Source organism: Corallococcus terminator (genome assembly GCF_003611635.1).
Lineage (GTDB): Bacteria > Myxococcota > Myxococcia > Myxococcales > Myxococcaceae > Corallococcus > Corallococcus terminator.
Genome location: NZ_RAVZ01000725.1, coordinates 1 through 996, shown reverse-complemented (window position 1 = coordinate 996; position 996 = coordinate 1). Strand labels below are relative to the sequence as shown.

Here is a 996-nt window from a genome sequence, read left to right as displayed (position 1 = left end):
GTCGTTGTCCGGGCGCCCGGACAACGCGGGGCTCAGGCAGGGGAGACGTGCCCCCCCCCTTTCCCGGCCAGCAACTGTTGCGGCTCAGCGGCGAAGCAGCGCCGTCACGGCGTTGAGGAGTTCGACGCGCCGCGCCCTGGTAGCAGTGTCCCCGTCAGGCTGTCGGTTGTGGCACTCGACAGCCAGGGCGGTGGCGACGCGGACGGGGTCGGCGACGAGGGCGGCCTCCTCAAGCGTGAGGAACGTGAGGGTGGACCGCCACTCGCGGGTCCTCGCGTTCGCATCCCACGTGCCGGTGTACCCGAGGGAGAAGAAGCGGCCGTCCCCTGTGAGCCACACGCCACTGCCTCCGATGGTCCCTCGGCGCTCACCAGGCACCGTGAAACGGACGGGGGCCGCATCTCCCACCACGCACAGCGCGGGGAGAGCGACGCCGTCGGCGGAGGCGTAGGTGCGCTCCTCCTCGTGCTGGGACTCCTCCTCCCGCTGGAGGAGCACCCCGGTGACGGGCACCTTCGTCACCATGTAGGGGAGGGCGAAGCGCACGAGGTTGACGACTTCGAGAAGAAGGCTGGCAGTGGCGGACACTTCGCGTTGCTTCACGTCGGCGTGCGGGCCAGCGCCATGAACGAGCGCGGCGGCCAGCTTCTCCAGAAAGGCGCGGGCAGCTTCCTTGGAACCCAGGGTGTTCAGCAGGGAGTGGGGGAGGTTGGGAGGACGTGAGGACATCATCGCTTCCGCTTCGGCCCGAAGGCCGTCTCAAGGGTTTCAACAATCAGGGCGGACGGCGTCATGCCGCGTCTGTCTGCCTCCGCCTCCAGCTTCGCAAGCGTCTCCGCGGACTTCCACCGGAGGCCATAGCCGTGAAGCGAGGCGTGAGGACTCGGCGAGGACACCGGGCGGATGGGGCGCAGCGGCGGCTTCTGCCGGTTGTGGGTGCTGCACAGTCCGTGGGCGTTCACCTTCCGGCCACAGAGGCTGTCGGGCGTGTCGCCT

At 69.3% G+C, this 996-nt stretch carries 2 protein-coding genes; both read right to left on the bottom strand.

The window, feature by feature from the left end; all coding sequences use genetic code 11:
* Positions 1–84: 84 nt before the first annotated feature.
* The gene (locus D7V88_RS41810; protein ID WP_147449166.1) at positions 85–729 is read right to left on the bottom strand and encodes a hypothetical protein; all 645 of its coding nucleotides are present in this window, start codon (positions 727–729) and stop codon (positions 85–87) included.
* A partial coding sequence (locus tag D7V88_RS44060; protein WP_208726771.1) for a hypothetical protein occupies positions 729–996 on the bottom strand: 268 nt, incomplete at its 5' end. The genes D7V88_RS41810 and D7V88_RS44060, both read right to left, overlap by 1 nt.